This window comes from Klebsiella sp. 4_1_44FAA (assembly GCF_000238715.1).
GTDB classification, from domain to species: domain Bacteria; phylum Pseudomonadota; class Gammaproteobacteria; order Enterobacterales; family Enterobacteriaceae; genus Klebsiella; species Klebsiella pneumoniae.
This window is the reverse complement of the sequence record NZ_JH414807.1, coordinates 84,589-101,084: the sequence shown is the minus strand read 5'-3', so window position 1 is coordinate 101,084 and position 16,496 is coordinate 84,589. Positions and strand designations below refer to the sequence as shown.

Sequence of the window (16,496 nt, the reverse complement as noted above, 5' to 3'; positions counted from 1 at the left end):
TTAGGCCTGCCGCCAGCGTTCAATCTGAGCCATGATCAAACTACTTCAATTTAAGTTTGATGCTCAAAGAATTAAACTTCGTAATGAATTACGTGTTCACTCTTGAGACTTGGTATTCATTTTTCGTCCGAGGACGTTAAGAATCCATGTCACTTTGAGTGCCCACACAGATTGTCTGATAAATTGTTAAAGAGCAGTTGCAACGCGGCTTTCAGCTCACCGTTGCGAGGTCCCGTATAATACGTTTTCCTCATTCAGAGTCAAGCCCTTATTTTGCTTTTCTCTGTCAGTTTTTAGCGCTGAACTTCACCGCCAAAACCCTGCTGACCCGGCGGCTTGCTTGCCGTTGTTCCGTGTCAGTGGAGGCGCATTATAGGGAGTTCTGAGACGTTGACAAGCCCTGTTTTCAAAAAATTATTCAACCGTCTCTTTTTTGTGCAAAACGCCCTTAGAGCGGTAATTTTTCCAGCGTCGAGAAGCCATAGCGACGCAGAACGGGTAAAAGCTGTTCTGTTTCTGCCGTCAGCGCCATGCAGAATGCCTTATTCTCGTCGCTGGACTTCGCATCCGGCGCTTCATGCTCTAACAGCCAGGCGGTGCGACGGGCAATCGCCGCGCCGGAATCGATCAGCCGTGTGCCTTCCGGCAGAACGCGCTGCAGCTCCTCCTGTAAAAGAGGAAAGTGGGTGCAGCCCAGCACCACCGTATCCGGCGGCTCCTGCATCCGCAGCCACGGGCGCAGGATACGGCGCAGCTCTTCTAACGGCACAGGCTCGCCGTGCAGCTTCGCTTCCGCCAGCTCCACCAGCTCCGCCGACCCCAGCATTTCAATCCGACATTCATTGGCAAAGCGGTCGATCAGCTCACGGGTATAAGGACGCTTTACGGTACCGCGCGTCGCCAGCAGGCCAACAATGCCGTTCGCCGTTAAACGGGCGGCGGGCTTGATCGCCGGCACCACGCCAACGACGGGGAAAGCGAACTTTTCACGCAGGGCAGGCAGGGAGACGGTACTGGCGGTATTGCAGGCGATCACCGCCAGCGCCAGGGGATAACGCTGCTGGACAGCAGTGACGATTTCCACAACGCGCTCAACGATAAACTCCTCGCTCTTCTCGCCATAGGGGAAGGCAACGTTATCGAAAGCATAGATGTAATGCAGATTCGGCAGCAGCTGCCGAATCTCATTATAAACCGACAACCCACCGACGCCGGAATCAAACACCAGCACGGTGGGACGTGGATCAGAAGGTGTAGCTGCCAGACAAGGTGTATTCCCGTCCTGCAGATTGGTAGCCATAAACTGTCTCGTAATCTTTATCGAACAGGTTGGCTATTTTACCACGAACTGTCAGGTGTGAGGTGACGGGATACGATAAACCGACATCCCAGAGGCTCAACCCACCCATATTGACGGTACGCGAGTTGTCGTAGTCATAATCGTAACGCTTGCCGATGTAGTGATACGTCACATCCCACCCCAGATCGTAGACCTGGCCGTTCAGCTCGTATTTCACCTGCTGCTTCGCCCGGCGATAGAGGATCTTATTGGTTTCATCATCGCGAGGGTCAACATACTGCAGCGTCAGATGGTGCTCCACCGGCCCGGTGATTATATTCCCCGTCCACTCCAGCCCCTTAATCGTCGCCGACTTGACGTTGTAATAGGCGTTGTTGTCGTAATCGATGAGGTTTTGAATCTCATAGCGATACGCGGAGAGGCGCCAGTCGACCGGCCCCGTTAACCCTTCAAGGCCCGCTTCCCATTGCTTCGACTCCTCTGGCTTCAGATTCGGGTTAGAGGCGATGCCAAAGCGTTCTGCCCCGTACTGCTGCCCGAGGGAGGGGGCGAGGAATCCTGTGCCGTACGAGAGCGTTGTCCGATAACCGTCGATAAATTCCCAGCCTGCGGCCGTCTGCCAGGTACCGTGCCAGCCAAACTGCTCGTCATGATCCTCACGGCCGGAAGCTTCCAGCGTCACGCTGTCAATCTGCTGCTGTCCCGTCAGATAAAGACCGGTGGTGTCACGCTTATACACGTCGGTACTGGTCGTTCCGCTGGATTTCAGCTTCTCTTGTTTCCAGTCAACGCCGCCGCTCACTGCCCCATGGCCTACCACAACATTATTTCCCCACTGGATATAGCGCTGTTCCATATCATCCAGGGTGGTGCCCGCGGCATAGCGGCCAGCGTCGCTGCTGTAGTTGTAATCTTTGATGCGCTGATAGTTAGCAATCAGCTGGGAGGAGTAAATTCCGGAGTGGTAGTGCAGACCGGTATCCCAGGATTGGGTATAGGATTGATCTTCATCGTTTCCACCTGCGTAGCCCCAGTTACCCTGGTCATAGTCAGCGTTGGCGGAATAACCATAGCCGCGGAAGAACCCCGAGAAGTTGTCATCGAACTGATGCTGTACCCCGCCCCACAGCATTTTATTGCGGTAGCCGTCGCGATCGCTGTCGCCGCTGTAAGAGGAATTCGGCTGGACGTTAAACCCTTTGGTGGTCTGATAGGCGCCAGCAGCGGTAACCAACGTATCGCCAAACCGCTTGTTAAAGGCGCCGTCATAGGACTGATAGCCGTTCGTACCCGCGCCGGCGTTGATCTGCGAACGCTCAGCGTCGGTCATGGTGATGATGTTCACCACCCCGCCGATCGCTCCGGAGCCGTACACCGCGGAGCGCGGGCCGCGGATGTATTCCACCCGCTGGACCAGTGAGATAGGGATCTGACTGATATCTACGCCGTTGGAGATCCCCGGACGCGCCATCGGCACACCGTCGATCAGCACCAGCACGTGACGAGCCTCCGTCCCCCGAACATACAGCGAAGCGCTCTGCCCCATGCCGCCGTTGCGGGCAATATCGACCCCGGGAAGACGACGCATGACATCGTTTAAATCTTTGGACTGCCAGCGGTCAATGTCATCGCGCGTCACAATGTCGGTCGGCGCCAGCACGGTATTGACCGGCTGTTGAAAACGGTTTGCTGTCACCACCAACGTATCTGAATTGCTATCCTGCGCCCAGCCGGAAAATGCCGTGACGGATAAGGCCGTCATCAGCGAAGCTTTTTTAATCATTGTAAAAGCATCCGAAACAGAAAAAGGATGCCGCAGGTTTTATCAGTTGCTCGCGACGATAAAACCCAGTGCGACGTATTCCGGCAGGTCTTCGGGCTTGGAGGCTGTTTCAAGAAATAATGACTTCCCACGGCTAGCCGCAGTGTCTGCACCGAGTGCGCTCATTTCTCACCTTCCTTACCGCTGCGCGTCAGCCCCAGATTTCCACTGGGTTCCCTTTTAACTCACAGGACCGGTAGGCGAATGCTACAATCAGAACCATATAGATGTCCAGACTGCTAATTATATTTCCCGCGGCATTCGAGGCTGGACATCCCCGGCGCTTTCCCTACAATCCCCGCGTACTTATTTTATTCAGGATACATCATGACCCCCGAACACCTTCCTACCGAACAATACGAAGCGCAGCTGGCAGAAAAAGTCGTCCGTTTGCAAACCATGATGGCGCCTTTTGCCGCGCCGGTTCCGGAAGTGTTTCGTTCGCCGGTCAGCCACTACCGTATGCGCGCCGAGTTCCGTCTGTGGCACGATGGCGACGATCTGTACCATATTATTTTCGATCAGCAGACCCGGTCGCGGATTCGCGTTGACAGCTTCCCGGCCGCCAGCGCGCTGATCAATCAGCTGATGACCGCCATGCTGGAGGGCGTACGCAACAATCCCGTGCTACGCCAGAAGCTGTTCCAGATTGACTATCTGACCACCCTCAGCAACCAGGCGGTCGTGTCGCTGCTGTATCATAAAAAGCTGGACGATGCCTGGCGTGAGCAAGCGGAGGCGCTGCGTGACGCCCTGCGAGCCCAGGGGCTCAATGTGCATCTGATTGGGCGGGCGACCAAAACCAAAATCGAGCTCGATCAAGACTATATAGATGAACGCCTGCCGGTTGGCGGGCGGGAGATGATCTACCGTCAGGTGGAAAACAGCTTTACTCAACCGAACGCGGCCATGAACATTCAGATGCTGGAGTGGGCACTGGATGTCACCAAAGGGGCGACTGGCGACCTGCTGGAATTGTACTGCGGCAACGGTAACTTCTCGCTGGCGCTGGCGCGTAATTTCGATCGCGTATTGGCCACCGAAATCGCCAAACCGTCGGTGGCGGCGGCGCAGTACAACATCGCCGCTAACCATATCGACAACGTGCAGATTATCCGCATGGCGGCGGAAGAGTTTACTCAGGCGATGAACGGGGTGCGGCAGTTCAACCGGCTGCAGGGTATCGATCTGCATAGCTATCAGTGCGAAACCATCTTCGTCGATCCACCGCGCAGCGGGCTGGACAGCGAGACGGAAAAAATGGTGCAGGCCTATCCGCGTATTTTGTACATTTCGTGCAACCCGGAAACGCTGTGTCGCAATCTGGAAACGCTAAGCCAGACGCACAACGTTACCCGGCTGGCGCTGTTCGACCAGTTCCCGTATACCCATCACATGGAGTGCGGCGTCCTGCTGATCCGCAAATAGGCCCAAAAAAACCGGCAATGTCATATTGCCGGTTTTTTTACCGCTGGCGGCTTACTCGGCTGCGGTATCTTTGCGGTTACGCATCTTGTAGCCGATCCAGAAGACCATCGCGACGGACAGAACGGCCGGGAAGAAGTTAGAACCGATATCCGGGTACTCCGCACGCACGACGGTGCTGTACAACAGCACCCCGAGAATAAAAAAGGCGGCGGCCAGGCCCGGTAGCCCAACGGGCATACTGCGATTCTGATAGCGCTGATGCAGACAGTAGACCGTCAGCAGCAGGGATAAAATGGGGAAGACGGAAAACGGAACTATCGAACTGAACAGCGCCGCAAAGGCGCCATTAATGGATAACCCGGCAATCAGCGCCAGCAGCAGCGTACCTTTATCTTGAACTGAGTGTTTCATTGCTCGTCCTTCACGTTATTCGGAATGATGTGACATTTTTTCTTGTTCACGGCGATACCAGTAATACGCGCCTTTCGAGATCATTCGAAGCTGCAGTACCAACCGTTCCTCCAGCTGCCGGCGCTGCTCAGGGCCGACATCCAGCGCTTCCGCGCCAGCGCTAAAAACGATGGTGACCATAGCTTCAGCCTGCGCTTCGGTAAAGGCGCGCGGCATATGGTTTTCGAGTTCTAAATAGTCGGCGAGTTCCGCAATAAAGTGCTGGATCTCGCGTGCGACGGCGGCGCGAAACGCCGCAGAAGTTCCCGAGCGCTCGCGCAGCAGCAGGCGGAAGGCGTTCGGGTTGTTACCGATAAATTCCATAAAGGTGGAGACCGAGGTGCGGATCACGCTGCCGCCTTTGGCTATCCGCTGGCGCGCCTGGCGCATCAGCTGGCGCAGCATCAGTCCGCTCTCATCGACCATCGTCAGGCCCAACTCATCGACGTCGCGAAAATGACGATAAAAGGACGTCGGCGCGATCCCTGCTTCCCGTGCCACTTCACGCAAGCTCAGGCTGGCGAAACTCCGCTCAGCGCTAAGTTGGCTGAATGCCGCTTCCACCAGCGAACGGCGGGTTTTTTCTTTTGTTGTGCTCTTACGCCCATCACGATGTATGAATCCTTCCAATAGCCCTGCTGGCACTATACCAGAGATTAAAACTAATCGGTTTGCCCTGGATTGTGAATGATTGTTTACGAGCCGTTTCTGCTTTTATGCTGCAAAAAAGCACAACGATAATTGGGTTAAAGCGCAGCGAATGTTATCATCGTGTTTATTTTATGTATAAAACAGGTGAGTAATGCCATGTCACACTCTTGGGATTATGATGCAATAGTGATTGGTTCCGGTCCTGGCGGGGAAGGCGCCGCCATGGGACTGGTGAAACAGGGAGCACGCGTTGCCGTCATCGAGCGCTACCATAATGTCGGCGGCGGTTGCACCCACTGGGGCACCATCCCGTCGAAAGCCCTCCGCCATGCCGTCAGCCGTATTATCGAGTTTAACCAAAACCCCCTCTACAGCGACCACTCCCGCCTTCTTCGCTCTTCTTTCGCCGACATCCTTAACCATGCCGACAGCGTCATCAACCAGCAGACTCATATGCGCCAGGGATTCTATGAGCGCAACCACTGTGAAATTCTGCAGGGCAATGCCCACTTCGTGGATGAGCATACTCTGGCGCTGGAGTGCCATGACGGCACGGTCGAGACTGTGACCGCGGAGAAATTCGTTATCGCCTGCGGATCGCGCCCCTACCATCCGGCGGATGTCGATTTCCACCACCCGCGCATCTATGACAGCGATTCGATTCTCAGCCTGCAGCATGAGCCGCGCCATGTGATCATTTACGGCGCCGGGGTGATCGGTTGTGAATATGCGTCGATCTTCCGCGGCATGGAGGTGAAGGTCGATCTGATCAACACCCGCGATCGTCTGCTGGCCTTCCTCGATCAGGAGATGTCAGACTCGCTCTCTTATCACTTCTGGAACAGCGGCGTGGTTATTCGCCACAACGAGGAGTATGAGAAAATTGAAGGGGTGGATGACGGGGTGATCATGCACCTGAAGTCCGGCAAAAAGCTGAAGGCCGATTGCCTGCTGTACGCTAACGGCCGCACCGGCAACACCGACACCCTGGCGCTGGAAAATATCGGTCTGCAGACCGACAGCCGCGGTCAGCTGAAGGTCAACAGCATGTATCAGACCGCCCTCCCGCACATCTATGCGGTTGGCGATGTCATCGGCTATCCAAGCCTGGCTTCTGCCGCTTACGATCAGGGACGCATTGCCGCCCAGGCGCTGGTGAAAGGCGAAGCCTCAGCGCATCTGATTGAAGATATCCCGACCGGGATCTATACCATTCCGGAAATCAGCTCCGTCGGGAAAACCGAGCAGCAGCTGACGGCGATGAAAGTGCCGTATGAGGTGGGCCGCGCCCAGTTTAAACACCTGGCGCGGGCGCAAATCGTCGGTATGAGCGTTGGTACGCTGAAGATCCTGTTCCATCGTGAAACCAAGGAGATCCTTGGCATTCACTGCTTTGGCGAGCGCGCGGCCGAAATTATTCATATCGGCCAGGCGATCATGGAGCAGAAAGGCGGTGGCAACACCATTGAGTACTTCGTCAACACCACCTTTAACTACCCGACCATGGCGGAAGCGTACCGGGTTGCCGCGCTGAACGGCTTAAACCGCCTGTTTTAACGCCTTGTCGAAATGGCCATCCATCGTGCCGCGGATGGCCTCCGCCAGATGTTCATAGCGGCTGCGCAGCGGGGAGCCCGGACGATAAACCAGACCGATGGTGCGTCTTGGCTCTGGCTTAATGCACGGCAGGTAGACTACGCCATCGCGTTTTCTCTCCTGCGGCACCGCCAGCGCCGGCAGCAGGGTAATGCCGCTGCCTGCCGCCACCATATTGCGCAGCGTTTCCAGGCTGGTCGCGCGGAAGTGGGTATCCTCATCCGCCCCCGCTTCAAAGCAGAAGCCCATCGCCTGATCGCGCAGACAGTGGCCATCCTCCAGCATCAGCAGCTTTTCACCGGCCAGATCCGACATCGGCACCCGATCGCGGTTCGCCCACGGATGATCCTCATAGATAGCCAGCATCATCGGCTCATCGAACAGCGGCACCTCGATAAAGGCCTCGCTCTCTTTGACCAGCGCCAGGATGGCGCAGTCGAGCTTACCGCTGTCGAGCTGAGCCAGCAGCTGATGGGTCTGCGCTTCGTGCAGATACATTTCCAGCTTCGGGAAGGTCTGATGCAGCATCGGAATGATGTGCGGCAGCAGGTACGGGCCAATTGTCGGGATCAGGCCGATATGCAGCGGCCCGGACATGGTTTCCCCTTGTTGGCTTGCCATTTCCTTGAGCACTTTTACTTCGCGTAACACGGTACGCGCCTGATCCACCAGCAACAGCCCCGCCTGGGTAAACAGAACCTTACGGCTGGTGCGCTCCAGCAGCATGACGCCAAGCTCATCCTCCAGCTTGCGGATCTGTCCGCTGAGCGTCGGTTGGCTCACATGGCATGAGTCAGCCGCCCGCCGGAAGTGGCGGTGTTCGGCGAGCGCTACCAGGTATTCAAGATCGCGAATATTCATTATTCATCCTCCATCGCCACGATAGTCCATGGCGATAGATAGCATAGCAACGAACGATTATCCCTATCAAGTTTTCTGTTCAATAATACGCCCATAAAGACGGACTACCTGTGAAAATCACTGACCCGTCACACTGTTTCTCTACCCGAACAACTAAAGCCAACGTGAACTTTTGCGGACCTTGCGTCCGCTTTTTTTTGCATAAAAAACCCGGCGTTGCTGGGCTTGGCCGGGTCACGGAGGGCAAATATCTAAGGATTAGCTCAAACGAGCCTTCGCCTCGTTGATAGCCTGGGCTACCTGCTGCGGCGAGACGCCGCCTTTCGCTGCGCGTTTCTCAAGACAGGACTGCAGCGACAGGATCGGATACACATCGTCCGCAATCACTGGGCTGAATTTCTGCAGATCGGCCAGGGTCAGCGCTTCCAGCGGTTTCCCTTGCGCAATGGCTTCCACTACCGCTTCACCGACAATATGGTGCGCCTCGCGGAACGGTACGCCTTTCGCCACCAGATAATCCGCCAGCTCAGTGGCGTTGGCATAGCCCTGCTGCGCCGCTTCCGCACAGCGCGGGCGTTTTACCTGAATGCCGTCCAGCACCAGGGCCGCCATATGCAGGCAGTCGAGCCAGGTATCCAGGGCGTCGAAAAGCCCCTCTTTATCTTCCTGCATGTCTTTGTTGTAGGCCAGCGGCAGTCCTTTCAGCGTCATCATCATGCCGGTCAGCGCACCCTGCACGCGGCCGCATTTGCCACGGATAAGCTCCAGGGCGTCCGGGTTTTTCTTCTGCGGCATCAGCGAGGAGCCGGAGGTCACGCGGTCGGAAAGCTCGACGAAGTTCGCCTCGCCGGAGTTAAAGAAAATCAGATCTTCCGCAAAGCGCGACAGATGCACCATGCCGATAGCCGCATCGGAAAGCAGCTCCAGCACATGATCGCGATCGGACACGCTGTCGAGGCTGTTGCGAGTGGCGGAGGCAAAGCCCAGCCAGCCGGCCAGCTGCTCGCGGTCGATTTCATACGCCGTCCCCGCCAGCGCGCCGCAGCCCAGCGGGCTGACGTCGAGGCGCTTCAGCGCGTCCTGCAGACGGCTTTCGTCACGCGCCAGCATTTCAACGTAGGCCAGACACCAGTGCGCGAACGTCACCGGCTGGGCGCGCTGCAGGTGGGTGTACCCCGGCATTACCGCGTCCTGATTCTGCTGGGCGGTCTCCACCAGCGCGCTCTGCAGCTGGCGGTTCGCCGAGAGCAGTTCGACAACGGTATCTTTGCACCACAGTTTAAGATCGGTGGCGACCTGGTCGTTACGGCTGCGCCCGGTGTGCAGTTTCTTGCCCAGCTGGCCCACTTTATCGATCAGCTTGCCTTCCACCCAGCTGTGAATATCTTCGGCATCGCTGGCGAGGATTTGCTGCGGATTGGCGCGCACCTCTTCCAGCAGCACGTTCAGCGCTTCTTCCAGCTGCTGCTGTTCAGCGGCACTCAGAACGCCGACCGTTACCAGCGCTTTCGACCAGGCGACAGAGCCAACGATATCCTGCTCCGCCAGACGATAGTCGAAGCGCAACGAGTCGTTGAACTGTTTGAACCGTTGATCTGCTGCCTGTGTAAAACGCCCGCCCCAAAGTGCCATAACATGCTTCCTTTATTCGTTAGTTCCGCCGGCGGCATTGTGCCGCTCGGCCTACGGTCTTGTAAGCCCGGCAGACGACGCGCCGCCGGGCATGAAATCTTAAGCCAGAATACGTGTGCCGATCGGCGTGCCGTTAAATAACGCCGGCAGCTGCTCGGCGTGACGCCAGGAGGCGATATCCACCGGACGACCCAGAGCACGTGCGGCGTCAAGGGCCGCATTCACTTTAACAATCATGCCGTCGGTGATAATCCCCTGCTCGATCAGCTGTTCCGCTTTCTCGGCGGTCATCTCGGCAATGCGCTGCCCTTTACCGTCGAGGATACCGCTAACGTCAGACAACAGGATCAGATCCGCCCCCAGGGTGGCCGCCAGCGCTGTCGCCGCCTGGTCAGCGTTGACGTTCATCAGCTGGCCTTCATCGGTCACCCCGATAGAGCTCACCACCGGCAGGTAACCGCCGGCCAACAGGGTGTTGATCAGCGTCGGGGAGCCCGGCTGCGCCAGCCCGACATGGCCCAGCTCAGCATCCAGCTGCGTCACCTTCACGCTATCGCCATCGCCGAGGAACAGGCCTACCGAGGAAATACCATGTTTTTTCGCCCACGCCAGCAGCGTCTTGTTGGCGGTACCCGCCAGCGCGCCGGTGATGATGTCGATTTGCTCAGCCGGCGTAACGCGCAGGCCATTTTTCTTTTGCACCGGCAGGTTGAGCTGCTTCATCAGCTCATCCACCACGCAGCCGCCGCCGTGGACGATAATCAGCGGACGCTGGTGCGCTTCACGGTAGTTAACCAGCGCGGTAAACAGGCGCTCCAGCGCTTCTTCGCTATCGAGTAATACGCCGCCAAGTTTGATAATTAATGGGTTCATCATCACACCTTAAATAAGAGACTGCGTCTCAGCGAAGCCGAAACGAATATTCGCGCACTGCACCGCCTGCGCTGCGGCGCCTTTCAGCAGGTTATCCTCTGCCGCGACGACGATGAGATGATCGTCCTGCACGGCAAAACCGATATCACAGAATGGCAGGCCTTCGACGCTTTTCAAAGCGGGCACGCCTTTATCATATAAACGTACCAGTGGTTTATCGGCGTAAGCCTGCTGGTAAACCGCCGCGATCTGCGCATGGCCGACGCCCGGCTTCAGGCGGCAGGTAATGGTTTCCAGGATGCCGCGCTTAAAATTACCCAGGTGCGGGGTAAAAATTACCTTTGCCCCGAGGTGGCTGGCAATCTCCGGCTGATGGCGATGGTTAAATATGCCGTACGGCTGCAGGCTAACTTCACAGAAGCTGTTGCCGATCGCGGCCTTACGACCCGCGCCGCTCACCCCGCTGGTAGCGTTGATTACCGGCCACTGGTTGAGATCCAGCAGATTGGCCTCAATCAGCGGCTTCAGCGACAGCTGCGCCGCCGTCGGATAGCAGCCTGGCACTGCGATTAACTGCGCGTCTTTAAGCGCATCCGCGCTCCACTCCGCCAGACCATACACCGCCTGTTTGAGCAGGTCGGGATGCCGATGAGTGAAACCGTAATATTTTTCGTAGAACGCCCCATCGTTAACGCGGAAGGCACCGGAGAGATCGAACACCACGCAGCCAGCGGCAAGAAACTGCGGCGCCAGATCGTGACTCACTTCGTGCGCGGTGGCGAGAAACACCACGTCCACGCCAGCGCTGAATTCGCTGATATCGGACATCGGCTGCAGCGGCATATCGACAATGCCTTTGAGCTGCGGATGCAGGTCGGAAATTAATTTTCCCGCATCATTGCTTTGCGCGGAGACCGTCAAAGCGGTTATGTTCATATGCGGATGACGATTGATATAGGTCACCAGCTCTGCGCCGGCATAACCACTGGCACCCACAATCAGCGTATTTAACATTGGAAGCGCATCTCCTTACATTCGATGGGTTTTCTTACGCTCAACGATATTGTATTTTTATTCACAATAAATGCATGAATATTGATACTATCACGACCCAAGGTGTGTCAACAATGAAAAACAATTTACCGCCCTTTATCGAGATTTACCGCGCGTTGATCGCCACACCGTCCATCAGCGCGACCGAAGAGGCTCTCGATCAAAGCAATGAGTCTTTAATCAATTTGCTGGCAGGCTGGTTCCGCGATCTCGGCTTCAATGTTGAGATACAGCCGGTGCCGGATACGCGCCATAAATTCAACCTGCTGGCCAGCACCGGACACGGCGCCGGCGGCCTGCTGCTCGCCGGGCATACCGATACCGTGCCGTTCGATGATGGCCGCTGGACGCGCGACCCGTTCACCCTCACCGAACACGATAACAAGCTCTACGGCCTCGGCACGGCCGATATGAAAGGCTTCTTCGCCTTTATTCTCGACGCCCTGCGCGATGTCGACGTCACCACGCTGAAAAAGCCGCTGTATATTCTGGCCACTGCCGACGAAGAGACCAGCATGGCCGGCGCGCGCTATTTTGCCGAAACCACCCGGCTGCGCCCGGACTGCGCCATCATCGGCGAGCCCACCTCCCTGCAGCCGATCCGCGCCCATAAAGGCCATATGTCCAACGCGATCCGTATTCAGGGCCAGTCCGGCCACTCCAGCGATCCGGCGCGCGGGGTCAACGCGATTGAGCTGATGCACGACGCCATCGGCCGGATTATGCAGTTGCGCGATCTGCTTAAAGAGCGCTATCACTTCGAAGCGTTTACGGTCCCTTACCCAACCCTCAACCTGGGCGCTATCCATGGCGGCGATGCCTCAAACCGTATCTGCGCCTGCTGTGAACTGCATATGGATATCCGCCCGCTGCCGGGGATGACCCTAAACGATCTTAATGGTCTGTTGGGCGAGGCGCTGGCCCCGGTCAGCGAACGCTGGCCGGGCCGCCTGACGGTCTCTGAGCTGCATCCGCCGATCCCCGGCTACGAGTGCCCGCCGGACCATAAGCTGGTGCAGGTGGTCGAGAAACTGCTTGGCGCGCAGACCGACGTGGTGAATTACTGCACCGAAGCGCCGTTTATCCAGACGCTGTGTCCGACGCTGGTTCTCGGCCCGGGCTCCATCAATCAGGCCCATCAGCCTGACGAGTATCTGGAGACGCGCTTTATCAAGCCGACCCGGGAGCTGATTAGCCAGGTGGTTCATCACTTCTGCTGGCACTAAAATCGCCCTCTTTTTCCGCCCCGTTCTCCCGGGGCGGAACGGTGACGATCGTCACATTTCCATAAGCGATACTTATCCAGCGCTCCCAGAATTAAATTTCGCAAATTACGGCGATTTACTCGTTTGCTGAAGCGATTTCGCAGTAATTGACGTGGGGGTATTTACGTGGCTTTATAAAAGACGGGTTGCTTATCCGTTGCTCACGTTCCAGCGCAGCGGATATAACAAAATAAAATGAGATGGGGTGTCTGGGGTAACATGAACGAACAATATTCCGCATTGCGTAGTAATGTCAGTATGCTCGGCAAGGTGCTGGGCGATACCATCAAGGATGCATTGGGAGAAAATATTCTTGATCGTGTCGAAACTATCCGTAAGTTGTCCAAATCTTCACGCGCCGGCAACGAAGCTAACCGCCAGGAGCTGCTGACCACGCTGCAGAATTTGTCAAACGACGAACTGCTGCCGGTGGCCCGTGCCTTCAGCCAGTTTCTGAATCTGGCCAACACCGCTGAGCAGTACCACAGCATTTCGGCCAATGGCGAAGCGGCCAGCAATCCGGAAGTCATTGCGCGTACCCTGAGAAAGCTCAAAGACCAACCCAATCTCAACGAAGAGACCATCAAACAAGCGGTGGAATCGCTGTCTCTGGAGCTGGTGTTAACCGCCCACCCGACCGAGATCACCCGCCGGACGCTGATCCATAAAATGGTGGAAGTGAACAACTGCCTTAAGCAGTTGGACAACAAAGATATCGCTGACTACGAGCACCATCAGCTAATGCGCCGTCTGCGCCAGCTGATCGCCCAGTCGTGGCATACCGATGAAATTCGTAAGCACCGCCCTTCCCCGGTCGATGAAGCCAAATGGGGCTTCGCGGTGGTGGAAAACAGCCTGTGGGAAGGGGTGCCTAACTATCTGCGCGAGCTGAACGAACAGCTGGAAGCCAACCTTGGCTATCAGCTGCCGGTGGACTTCGTCCCGGTGCGTTTCACCTCGTGGATGGGCGGCGACCGCGACGGCAACCCGAACGTGACTGCCGACATCACCCGCCACGTGCTGCTGCTCAGCCGCTGGAAAGCGACCGACCTGTTCCTCAAAGACGTGCAGGTGCTGATCTCCGAGCTGTCGATGGTGGAGTGTACCGACGAGCTGCGCGCCCTGGCTGGCGCCGAGGGCGCTCAGGAACCTTACCGTTATCTGATGAAAAAACTGCGCTCTCAGCTGATGGAGACCCAGGCCTGGCTGGAAGCGCGTCTGAAAGGTCAGAAGCTGCCGAAACCGGCGGGACTAATCACTCAGAACGAGCAGCTGTGGGAGCCGCTGTACGCCTGCTATAAATCGCTGCAGGCCTGCGGCATGGGCATTATCGCCAACGGCGAACTGCTCGACACCCTGCGCCGCGTGAAGTCTTTCGGCGTACCGCTGGTGCGTATTGATATTCGTCAGGAAAGCACCCGCCATACCGAAGCGCTGGGTGAAATGACCCGTTACCTCGGGATCGGCGACTACGAAAGCTGGTCGGAAGCCGACAAACAGGCTTTCCTGATCCGCGAACTGAATTCCAAACGTCCGCTGCTGCCGCGCCAGTGGGAGCCAAGCGAAGAGACGCGTGAAGTTCTCGACACCTGCAAGGTGATCGCCGAGGCGCCGCGCGGATCGATCGCCGCCTACGTGATCTCGATGGCGAAAACGCCGTCCGATGTGCTGGCGGTTCATCTCCTGCTGAAAGAAGCCGGGATTGGCTTTGCTCTGCCGGTGGCCCCGCTGTTCGAAACGCTGGATGACCTCAACAACGCCAACGACGTCATGACCCAGCTGCTGAATATCGACTGGTACCGCGGCTTTATCCAGGGCAAGCAGATGGTCATGATCGGCTACTCTGACTCCGCTAAAGATGCCGGCGTGATGGCCGCCTCTTGGGCGCAGTACCAGGCGCAGGACGCGCTGATCAAAACCTGCGAAAAAGCCGGTATTGAACTGACGCTGTTCCACGGTCGCGGCGGCTCTATCGGCCGCGGCGGCGCGCCGGCCCACGCCGCGCTGCTCTCGCAGCCGCCGGGAAGCCTGAAAGGCGGCCTGCGCGTTACCGAGCAGGGCGAGATGATCCGCTTTAAGTACGGCCTGCCGGAAGTCACCATCAGCAGCCTGTCGCTGTATACCAGCGCCATTCTGGAAGCCAACCTGCTGCCGCCGCCGGAGCCGAAAGCAGAATGGCGCGACATCATGGCCGAGCTGTCCGACGTGTCGTGCAAGATGTATCGCGGCTACGTGCGTGAAAACAAAGATTTCGTCCCTTACTTCCGCTCTGCGACCCCGGAGCAGGAGCTGGGCAAACTGCCGCTGGGTTCGCGTCCGGCAAAACGTCGTCCAACCGGCGGCGTCGAGTCGCTGCGCGCCATTCCGTGGATCTTCGCCTGGACCCAGAACCGCCTGATGCTGCCGGCCTGGCTGGGCGCTGGCGCTGCGCTGCAGAAGGTGGTCGAAGGTGGAAAACAGAGTGAACTGGAAGCCATGTGTCGCGACTGGCCGTTCTTCTCTACCCGCCTCGGCATGCTGGAGATGGTTTACTCGAAGGCCGACCTGTGGCTGGCGGAGTACTACGATCAGCGCCTGGTGAAGCCGGAGCTGTGGGCGCTGGGTTCCGAGCTGCGCAAGCTGCTGGCTGCCGATATCAACGTCGTGCTGGCCATCGCCAACGACTCCCATCTGATGGCCGACCTGCCGTGGATCGCCGAGTCTATCCAGCTGCGTAATATCTATACCGACCCGCTGAACGTCCTGCAGGCGGAACTGCTGCACCGTTCACGCCAGGCTGAAGAAGAGGGCAAGGACCCGGATCCGCGCGTTGAACAAGCGCTGATGGTCACCATCGCCGGCGTCGCCGCCGGTATGCGTAACACCGGTTAATCTATCTCTCCCCGGCCGCCCGGCCGGGGGTTTTCCGCCCGTTCTAGTGGTGCAGCATCTCATCAACGATCTGTTCTTTATGCAGCGCATACGGATAATAGGTCGGCCAGTTATCCATCTCTTTCAGCAACGCCTCCTGTGATTCATTGCCCATGAAAATATGGAAATGCTGTGATTTACGCGGGCCAATGATATGGTCGCTGAATTGCACAAATTTCGGCGCCTTGGCATCGCCCTGCTGGCACTCGAACAGATAACGCACGCCCTTCTTACCGGAGGCGTAATGCAGAATTTTATAGCCTGAATAGCGGTATTTACAGCTATTGACGGTCTGGCCAACGTGGAACTCAATCACGTCATCTTCAATGCCAATCTGCTCCACATCGGTGGCGTAGCCCTTCTTATAATAGGCGCGATACTCCTCCACGCTCTTGCCGCCGGGCTTTTTCGCCTTCTGCTCCAGCACCGGATCGAGATCGCCGTTGAGCAGATACGGGTTCACCGACTGCCAGACGCCTTCCCAGTCGCTCAGCGCGCGGTCCTGCACATCTTTATCCGCAAAAATGCCTTCGCTGGCCTGACGCTCCACTTCGGTTAACGCCGGGCCATGGCTATGGTTGCCGTGGGCGAACGCCTGGGCGCTGGCTAAAGCCATGCCGAATCCTAAGGCCAGCAGGGGGATCTTTCTGGTCAT

The 16,496-nt window shown here is 57.3% G+C and carries 13 protein-coding genes and 1 riboswitch; of the genes, 4 read left to right on the top strand and 9 right to left on the bottom strand.

Annotated elements, in window-relative coordinates:
- Positions 1-448: 448 nt before the first annotated feature.
- Positions 449-1,300 (bottom strand): glutamate racemase, encoded by an 852-nt coding sequence (gene murI / locus HMPREF1024_RS02620; RefSeq protein WP_002883026.1) that lies wholly within the window; start codon positions 1,298-1,300, stop codon positions 449-451.
- Positions 1,245-3,083 carry a TonB-dependent vitamin B12 receptor BtuB gene (gene btuB, locus HMPREF1024_RS02625; RefSeq protein WP_009309738.1) on the bottom strand — a complete coding sequence of 613 codons (1,839 nt, stop codon included), beginning with the start codon at positions 3,081-3,083 and terminating at the stop codon, positions 1,245-1,247. The genes murI and btuB overlap by 56 nt, the downstream gene beginning before the upstream one ends.
- Before the next feature lie 64 nt (positions 3,084-3,147).
- Positions 3,148-3,335: riboswitch (cobalamin riboswitch) on the bottom strand.
- Positions 3,336-3,449: 114 nt separating this feature from the next.
- On the opposite strand from btuB, the gene trmA reads away from it, so the two are divergent.
- Positions 3,450-4,550: a tRNA (uridine(54)-C5)-methyltransferase TrmA gene (gene trmA, locus HMPREF1024_RS02630; protein ID WP_009309737.1), complete on the top strand. Its 1,101-nt coding sequence runs from the start codon at positions 3,450-3,452 to the stop codon at positions 4,548-4,550.
- 51 nt (positions 4,551-4,601) lie between these two features.
- On the opposite strand, the gene HMPREF1024_RS02635 is transcribed toward trmA, so the two are convergent.
- Both HMPREF1024_RS02635 and fabR read right to left on the bottom strand, forming a co-directional pair.
- Entirely contained in the window at positions 4,602-4,961 is a 360-nt protein-coding gene (locus HMPREF1024_RS02635; RefSeq protein ID WP_002883021.1) for a YijD family membrane protein, read from the bottom strand.
- 15 nt (positions 4,962-4,976) lie between these two features.
- Positions 4,977-5,618 carry an HTH-type transcriptional repressor FabR gene (gene fabR, locus HMPREF1024_RS02640; protein WP_032451440.1) on the bottom strand — a complete coding sequence of 214 codons (642 nt, stop codon included), beginning with the start codon at positions 5,616-5,618 and terminating at the stop codon, positions 4,977-4,979.
- 189 nt (positions 5,619-5,807) lie between these two features.
- On the opposite strand from fabR, the gene sthA reads away from it, so the two are divergent.
- Positions 5,808-7,208, top strand: coding sequence for a Si-specific NAD(P)(+) transhydrogenase (gene sthA, locus HMPREF1024_RS02645; protein ID WP_002883016.1), 1,401 nt, complete (start codon positions 5,808-5,810; stop codon positions 7,206-7,208).
- Here the strand turns inward: sthA and oxyR are convergent.
- From oxyR to argC, 4 genes are all read right to left on the bottom strand, one after another.
- Positions 7,191-8,108 (bottom strand): DNA-binding transcriptional regulator OxyR, encoded by a 918-nt coding sequence (gene oxyR / locus HMPREF1024_RS02650; protein ID WP_002883015.1) that lies wholly within the window; start codon positions 8,106-8,108, stop codon positions 7,191-7,193. The genes sthA and oxyR overlap by 18 nt on opposite strands.
- Positions 8,109-8,366: 258 nt before the next feature.
- Positions 8,367-9,740, bottom strand: a complete 1,374-nt coding sequence (gene argH, locus HMPREF1024_RS02655; RefSeq protein ID WP_004146283.1) for an argininosuccinate lyase — start codon at positions 9,738-9,740, stop codon at positions 8,367-8,369.
- Positions 9,741-9,839: 99 nt separating this feature from the next.
- The gene (gene argB / locus HMPREF1024_RS02660; protein ID WP_015959218.1) at positions 9,840-10,616 is read right to left on the bottom strand and encodes an acetylglutamate kinase; all 777 of its coding nucleotides are present in this window, start codon (positions 10,614-10,616) and stop codon (positions 9,840-9,842) included.
- Between the two features lie 6 nt (positions 10,617-10,622).
- The gene (argC, locus tag HMPREF1024_RS02665; RefSeq protein ID WP_004177967.1) at positions 10,623-11,627 is read right to left on the bottom strand and encodes an N-acetyl-gamma-glutamyl-phosphate reductase; all 1,005 of its coding nucleotides are present in this window, start codon (positions 11,625-11,627) and stop codon (positions 10,623-10,625) included.
- A gap of 113 nt (positions 11,628-11,740) precedes the next feature.
- Between argC and argE the strand changes: the two genes are divergently transcribed.
- Together argE and ppc are read left to right on the top strand one after the other, a co-directional pair.
- On the top strand, positions 11,741-12,892 hold the full coding sequence (gene argE, locus HMPREF1024_RS02670) for an acetylornithine deacetylase (RefSeq protein ID WP_004177969.1): 1,152 nt from the start codon (positions 11,741-11,743) through the stop codon (positions 12,890-12,892).
- Between the two features lie 258 nt (positions 12,893-13,150).
- On the top strand, positions 13,151-15,802 hold the full coding sequence (gene ppc / locus HMPREF1024_RS02675; RefSeq protein WP_004181636.1) for a phosphoenolpyruvate carboxylase: 2,652 nt from the start codon (positions 13,151-13,153) through the stop codon (positions 15,800-15,802).
- 43 nt (positions 15,803-15,845) lie between these two features.
- Here the strand turns inward: ppc and zinT are convergent, their stop codons facing one another.
- Positions 15,846-16,496, bottom strand: coding sequence for a metal-binding protein ZinT (zinT, locus tag HMPREF1024_RS02680; protein ID WP_004177973.1), 651 nt, complete (start codon positions 16,494-16,496; stop codon positions 15,846-15,848).